Annotated in this window: 6 protein-coding genes; 3 read left to right on the plus strand and 3 right to left on the minus strand. The window is 52.9% G+C overall.

Going from position 1 to position 6,815, the window contains the following annotated elements:
• Window positions 1-50: 50 nt before the first annotated feature.
• Window positions 51-311, minus strand: a complete 261-nt coding sequence (locus BUE76_RS17785; protein ID WP_073043344.1) for a hypothetical protein — start codon at window positions 309-311, stop codon at window positions 51-53.
• Between the two features lie 76 nt (window positions 312-387).
• On the opposite strand from BUE76_RS17785, the gene BUE76_RS17790 reads away from it, so the two are divergent.
• From BUE76_RS17790 to BUE76_RS17800, 3 genes are all read left to right on the plus strand, one after another.
• Window positions 388-1,533 (plus strand): glycosyltransferase, encoded by a 1,146-nt coding sequence (locus BUE76_RS17790; RefSeq protein ID WP_158069998.1) that lies wholly within the window; start codon window positions 388-390, stop codon window positions 1,531-1,533.
• 194 nt (window positions 1,534-1,727) lie between these two features.
• On the plus strand, window positions 1,728-2,108 hold the full coding sequence (locus BUE76_RS17795) for a hypothetical protein (protein WP_073043348.1): 381 nt from the start codon (window positions 1,728-1,730) through the stop codon (window positions 2,106-2,108).
• Window positions 2,101-3,951, plus strand: coding sequence for an adenylate/guanylate cyclase domain-containing protein (locus tag BUE76_RS17800; RefSeq protein ID WP_073043350.1), 1,851 nt, complete (start codon window positions 2,101-2,103; stop codon window positions 3,949-3,951). The genes BUE76_RS17795 and BUE76_RS17800 overlap by 8 nt, the downstream gene beginning before the upstream one ends.
• Here the strand turns inward: BUE76_RS17800 and BUE76_RS17805 are convergent.
• Together BUE76_RS17805 and BUE76_RS17810 are read right to left on the minus strand one after the other, a co-directional pair.
• Window positions 3,929-5,050, minus strand: coding sequence for a formylglycine-generating enzyme family protein (locus BUE76_RS17805; protein ID WP_073043352.1), 1,122 nt, complete (start codon window positions 5,048-5,050; stop codon window positions 3,929-3,931). The genes BUE76_RS17800 and BUE76_RS17805 overlap by 23 nt on opposite strands.
• Window positions 5,051-5,178: 128 nt before the next feature.
• The gene (locus BUE76_RS17810; RefSeq protein ID WP_073043354.1) at window positions 5,179-6,675 is read right to left on the minus strand and encodes a sulfatase family protein; all 1,497 of its coding nucleotides are present in this window, start codon (window positions 6,673-6,675) and stop codon (window positions 5,179-5,181) included.
• Between the last annotated feature and the right edge of the window lie 140 nt (window positions 6,676-6,815).

A 6,815-nucleotide genomic window follows, 5' to 3' on the forward strand; every position in this document is an offset into this window, starting at 1 on the left:
TCCTTTGTGCTCCTTTTTGTCTTTGCGTCTTCGTGGCCCTAACCCTGGCATCACTTTTCCAAAGCCACACCCGCCAATATCTCCTCCCCTTCTTCCTGCCTGCGGATGCGGCCCTCCATTTGGTCGAGCACGGAAACAAAGCCACGGTAAAGAGCCTGCTTCTCCTCAATAGGCTGGGGCAGGGTACCGATGAGGATAAGGGTCAGGTTCTCCAGGTGTTTACGCCCGCCGGGACGGCGAAACAAGCCAGCCAACTGCTGGGTATCGCCCTTGCCCAAGGCCCGGAAAATGTCTTTCAGATGCTCCTGCATGCGGCAAAGGTCGGGCTTCAGCAGGCAAAAGAAATGTTAGCGTTAAGCTGGCATGCTTGTTTCGGAAGTACCAATTATGATGGCATACCTCAACGCGGTATTGGTACTGCTGGCCTGGTTGGGCATCGCGGTGTACCTGTTGGTCAACGGCAGGCGGATTGGTTACCTCAAAGCAGTACAACCAACTGCCCATGTCCCGCAGCCTTCCATCGCACTGATCATCGCGGTACGCAACGAGGCAAAAAACTTGCGGCAGGCACTCAACACTTTAACGGGGCTCCATTATCCCAACTACAAAATCATCCTGGTAGACGATGGCTCTACCGACGGCAGCCGGTCGATTATTGAAGAATTTACTGCCCGTTACAACCACATTGAATGCATCCCCATTCATGCGCTCCCGGGCGGATGGATGGGTAAAAGCTATGCACTGTACCAGGGTTACCGCCATAGCAGCGAGCATTGGCTCCTTTTTACCGATGCAGATGTGCGGTTCAGCGCCGACAGCCTGGAAAAGTCCATTGGCTATTGCCACACAACAGGCGCCGCACACCTCACCGTACTGCCTTATGTGCGTTCCCGCTCCTGGGTGGTCAATTGTGTCAACAGCTTTTTCCAGGCTCTGTTTTACATCCGCTACCGGCCCTGGGCTACTGCTGATAAAAATTCGGATGCCTACCTCGGCATGGGCGCCTTCAACCTGGTACACCGCGATGCTTATGAAACCATCGGCACCCATGCTCGTTTTGCCCTACACCCCAACGACGACCTGAAGCTGGGCGCACACCTCAAAAAAGCAGGCTTCCCGCAACATGTGCTGTATGGCAAGGACAGTATCAGCTATGAGTGGTACAGCAGCCTCAAGGATTTTATCACCGGGCTCACCAAGAACGCGTTTTCTTCTGTCGATTACAGCATTGCAAGGGTTACAACCAACGCCCTTGGTGCACTGCTGCTTTTTGTATTGCCGGTGCCGGGTTTCTTATTGTCGGGGGATGTGATATTGCAGGCTGTGGCTGTACTCATAGTGCTGGTTCAGGCTATTTTAATGGTAGGCCGCAAAGGCGTTTATGGCAGGTGGTGGTACGCCTTGCTGATCCCGTTTAGTGCACTGGTTATTGTATTCATCATGCTGCGCTCGGCGGTGCTTATTCTGGCAAACAATGGCCTGTACTGGAGCAAGCGGTTTTACAGGCTCAACGATTTGAAGAAATTTCGGTAACGCGCATAAAGCGCATAGCACCAAGCCCTCCTAACTGCGCCAACAGCATCTTAGTACACTAATTGAGTAGCATAGCCCAACACAAAAAAAGGGTAATTAAATAGCAGATTAATCTGCTATAAATATGATTCGCCATTATTTATTGCTACATTTTACGGTCACTGGTTTTTTTCACCAATAACCAAAATGCAACAATGGCAACGATCACCATCTACGTAAGCCGCAACGGCAATTCTACCAATCTTAAACTCCGCGACAGCGAAGGTCACAATCCCGGTAATGATAACCTGACCACCGAAGTAGGCCCGGGCGACACCATTCAATGGGAACTGGACAACAACAGCGGCCTCACCAGTATTGCCAGTGTTGCCAAGAGCGATGCTTCCAATCCCAAATACCAAAACAGCATCGATGTACTGGCGGCACAGCCGGTAAACAATAATGGCATCTATTCGGCACAGGTTGTCTCCCCTTCTCCCGGCAGGGGCAAGTTCGAAAACTACAACATTGGGTTTACCATTCCCGGCAGCAACGAAGTTTACTTTGACGATCCCAAAATGCAACTGAATGCATAACCATTTGGAAAAAGCCCGGCTCTTATGCCTGGGCTTTTTTGTCCTGCTTTCTGGCTGCTTGTATGCGCAGGACCAGCAGGTTGCTGATAGCCTGCTGGCGCAATATCGCATGGGCAATACAAAGGGGCAGGCCCGCATGGAACTGCTGCGCCAACTGGCTTTTAACGAAAGCCGCAACCTGCCCCAGGCCATCCGCTATGCCGAAGAACTGATTGCAATGGCCAGCAAGGAAAACGACTACCTGTACCTCCACCGGGGCTACTACCAGCTGGGTAATAAAAAAAGGTTGCTGGGCGAACTGGAGCCGGCACTGTCGGCTTTTATCAAGAGCGCGGGAGCCGCACAGCAGGCCCGCTTTTTACCAGGTGAAGGAACGGCTTATACCGCCATCGCCGATATCTTTTCGCTTTCCAACAACCACCCCAATGCAATGACTTACTACCAAAGAGCCATTGCTACCCTGCGGCGCTCCGGCGATACGGCTAGTTTGGCATCCACCCTTTCCAATGCCGGCGATGAGTACCTCAACTACCAGCGCTACGACTCGGCCCTGCTCCTTTTTGAAGAAGCCGCGCATTTGTTTGCAAAAATCAACCACCCAACGGGCAAGGCTTATAGCATGGGCAATATTGGTATGGTGTACGCCAACCAGGGCCAAAACTACCAGGCCGAAACCCAAATCAATGCAGCAATCCGCATACTGGAACAAACAGAAGACTATCATCCTGTATGTGTGTACCTGATTGCCATGTCGGAGATTTACCACAACAAAGGCAACATCCCTACAGCGCTGAAATACGCACAGCGCAGCCTCGGCCTGGCGCAGCAATACCAGTTGAAAGACCAGATCAGCGAAGCCCACCTGCAGCTTTCCGTACTCTACGAGCAAACAGGCGCACCGGCCCAATCCCTTGAACATTTTAAAACGCATATAGCCTACCGCGACAGTGTGAACAATATCAATTCGGTTCAAAAGATTGCCGACCTGCGCACCGATTTTGAAGTGGCCCAAAAGCAAACCGAAGTAAACCTCCTGCGTCAAAGCCGCCGCAACCAGCAGATCATCGTAGTCTCGCTATTTATCATTGTGGGCCTGCTGGCGGTGCTGATGACTACGCTTTACCGCAACCTGAGCACCATCTCGCGGGAAAAGAAAAGATCGGAAAGCCTGCTGCTCAATATCCTGCCGGCAGATACGGCGCAGGAGCTGAAGCGCAACGGTAAGGTGGAAGCTGTACGCTTTGAACAGGTAACAGTACTGTTTACCGATTTTGTACAATTCTCCCGGCTGGCAGGCACCATCGAACCCGAACAACTGGTGCGCAGCATTGATTACTATTTTCGTGGGTTCGATGCCATCACTACCAAATACGGGTTGGAAAAGATCAAGACCGTGGGCGATTCCTACATGTGTGCAGGGGGCATTCCCATTGCCACCCCCGACCATGCACGAAAAGCTGTGCTTGCCGCCCGTGAAATGATTGAACTGGTGCGCAAAGAATGGACCGCCACAGACGAACTCAGTCATTTTGAAGTACGTATAGGGCTGCATACCGGCCCGGTGGTGGCGGGTATTGTGGGCACTACCAAATGGCAATACGACATTTGGGGCGATACGGTGAATATTGCTTCCAGGATGGAGTCGAAATCGGAACCCGGAAAGATCAATATTTCGGAAACCACCTACCAGCAAATAAGAGCAGATTTCCCGTGCACCTACCGGGGCGAACTGGAAGTAAAAAACAGGGGACTGCTCAAGATGTACTTCCTAGAAGACTTCACCACCCAGCCTGCGCAGCAGCACCCCGACACCAAGGCTGCTAGCGGCTACGCACACACCTGAACCCGCTATGTTCCAAACCCGTATCGGGAGAGGCTTTCATACGAGCCGATACGCGGTAGCTGGCGCAATAAGATGCATGGCACAAAAAAGACCCGCCGCGTTGTACGCGTTTGGGCATGCCCGGCTCTTCGGGGTCAAAGCTATTTGCAGGGCCAACGGGATTGCTGGCAACACCAGCAGCCAAGGTTTCGTAATAAGCAGGCTGGTACCAGTCGGCGCACCACTCCCACACGTTTCCGGCCATATCGTATAATCCATAGGCATTGGGCGCAAAGGTTTTCACCGGTGCTGCCCCCTTAAAGCCATCCCACGTGGTATTGTTATCGGGGAAATGGCCCTGCCAGGTATTGGCCTTGGGCTTGCCCGCATCTACGGCTTCGCTGCCCCAGGTAAAGGGTTGTTGCTTTTGCCCGCCACGGGCGGCATACTCCCACTCGGCTTCGGTAGGCAGGCGCTTGCCGGCCCATTTGGCGTAAGCCGCCGCATCATCCCACGACACATGCACCACGGGATAGTTGTCCTTGCCTTCAATACTGCTGCCCGTACCTTGCGGGTGCCGCCAGTCGGCACCCTTTTGCCAGCGCCACCATTGTGCGGCGTTGTTGAGCGGCACGGGCTGTGCCGGCGGTGTAAACACCAGCGAAGCAGCCACCAGCACACTATCGGGCGGCTTGGGCGTACCGGGCGGCAATTGCTTCTTCAGCTCTTCCCAATCAGGTGCCTTTTCAGCAGTAGTGATATAGCCGGTTGCTTCCACAAACTTGCGGAACTGCGCATTGGTTACTTCGGTGGCATCCATCCAAAACCCTTTCACCTGAACGGAATGGACCGGGTATTCATCGGGCCTGCCTTCGGCATCATGTGCGCCCATAGCAAAGGAGCCGCCATCAATCCACACCATGCCTTCGGTACTGGCATCAGTTTGCACAACAGGTACAGCGGCATTTGTTTGCACCGCAAAACGTGCCGGCACATTGGTATGGCAGGACACTACTTCGCGTTGCACATTGGCCGTAGTGCGTTGCAGCGAGCAGGAAAGCACCAGCCCGGCAAAACCGGCAATCATCCACAAAGGTCTATTGCTAAGTAACTGCGTCATGTTCGTTTCGCTATTCAATCAGGTGCCCTAAAGTCGCAAATAAATACAGGAGCACCACGGAGCCACAACGAAAGGGAGCAACACAGAGAAAAGAACGGTGTAACTCCTTGTCGCCCTGTTTCCGTGGTTCAGAGCATCTTCTTGTGCCGGTAATCCCCAAAAGGACTGCGGTTAATACGTTTCAAAGGTATCTGCATGCCCTTGGTTTGCTCCAGCCAGTCGAAGAGTTCGGCACCCAGCTTTTTGGCTATTTCGGCGTACTCGGGTTTGTTGATCAGGTTGGTGGTTTCGTCGGGGTCTTTCTCCAGGTCGTAGAGCTCGTTGGTATCCCAGATGCCATAGTAGCGGATGTATTTGAACTTATCGCTGCGCACACCAAATACGGTGGGCGTCATCGGGAAATCAAATTCCCAGAAGTATTCGTAAAAAATCTTGTCGCGCCACACGGTGGAGTTGCCTTTGAGCAGGGGCACAAAAGATTTACCTACCATGCCTGCTGGCGGTTGCAATCCGGCCACCGATAAAATGGTAGGCGCCACATCCACGTTCTGCACCATTTTGTTGATCACCTTGCCCCCCTGGAACAGTTCGGGGCAGTGCACCAGGAAGGGCACTTTGGCCGACTCCTCGTAAAAATGGCGTTTGTCGATAAGGCCATGCTCACCAAAGCTGAAGCCATTATCACCCATATAGATCACCAGCGTGTTCTGGTCAAGGCCCTCGCTCTTCAGGTAATCCATCACCGAGCCGATGCTTTCGTCCACCCCCATCAGGGTCTCGCAGTAGGTTTGCACCAGGCTTTCTATGCCCTGGTAGGTATGATAGGGAAAATCCACCCCGTGCCAGCTGTACCGCTGTTGTTTTACCCATTCGGGCCAGTCGAGCTTTTTGTACTCATCGGAGCGGGTTTGGTAAAAAGTGGAAGGCACTTTATAAGGCTCATTCTTGTACATGCCCAGGTGCCGTTTGGCGGGCGCAAGCGGCGAGTGTACCGCCTTGTGCGAGAGGTAGAGGAAAAAAGGCTTCGATTTGTCGCGTCCTTTCATCCAGTCGAGCGCATGTTGGGTGAGCAGGTCGGTGATATAGGCCGAGTCGCCATACTGCACCCGCTTGCCGTTGATATTGAGTTCGGGATTGTAGTACACTCCCTGTCCTTTGAAACTTTCCCAATGGCTGAAGCCCGGGCGGGGATAATCTTCTTCATTACCCATATGCCATTTGCCAAAGAAACCAGTTTGGTACCCCGCCTTTTGCAGGTACTCGGAGAAATAAATATTCTCGGGTGGTTCCGGCGCCACATTGTCCACAATGGTGTGCACATGCGAGTAGGCACCCGTGAGTATGGAGGCACGGCTGGGTGAGCAAAGCGCGGTGGTTACAAACGCGTTTTTAAACCAGGTACCATCCTGGTACAACCGGTCCATATTGGGTGTACGCAACCAAGGCAGTTTGCCGGTAAACCCCATGAAGTCGTAGCGGTGGTCATCGGTAAGAATAAACACCACGTTGCGGGGCTTGCTACCTTTTATTTTTTGCAGCACCAGGTCCTTGGGGTTGCGGGCAACGGGTTGCTGCGCAAAAACAGTTGTGGTGAGCAGCAGCAGGGGCAAAAGCAATCTTTTCATATGTGGTAAGGCGGGGTAAAGCAAAACGGCAAAACCGAATATAAGGCATTTTCAATGTGTCGAAATAACAAGGAAAAGATGCTGCAAGTTTTTTTAAGCATACCCACCGGGCACCGTCATTGCGGGGGCCCGCCCGGGGC

This window comes from Cnuella takakiae (genome assembly GCF_001953305.1).
GTDB classification, from domain to species: domain Bacteria; phylum Bacteroidota; class Bacteroidia; order Chitinophagales; family Chitinophagaceae; genus Flavisolibacter; species Flavisolibacter takakiae.

What these genes read in the sequence shown, in the direction of transcription:
- BUE76_RS17810 (WP_073043354.1), bottom strand. Translation starts at nt 6,675, where the DNA reads ATGAAAAGATTGCTTTTGCCCCTGCTGCTGCTCACCACAACTGTTTTT.
- BUE76_RS17785 (WP_073043344.1), bottom strand. Translation starts at nt 311, where the DNA reads ATGCAGGAGCATCTGAAAGACATTTTCCGGGCCTTGGGCAAGGGCGAT.
- BUE76_RS17795 (WP_073043348.1), top strand. Translation starts at nt 1,728, where the DNA reads ATGGCAACGATCACCATCTACGTAAGCCGCAACGGCAATTCTACCAAT.
- BUE76_RS17800 (WP_073043350.1), top strand. Translation starts at nt 2,101, where the DNA reads ATGCATAACCATTTGGAAAAAGCCCGGCTCTTATGCCTGGGCTTTTTT.
- BUE76_RS17790 (WP_158069998.1), top strand. Translation starts at nt 388, where the DNA reads ATGATGGCATACCTCAACGCGGTATTGGTACTGCTGGCCTGGTTGGGC.
- BUE76_RS17805 (WP_073043352.1), bottom strand. Translation starts at nt 5,050, where the DNA reads ATGACGCAGTTACTTAGCAATAGACCTTTGTGGATGATTGCCGGTTTT.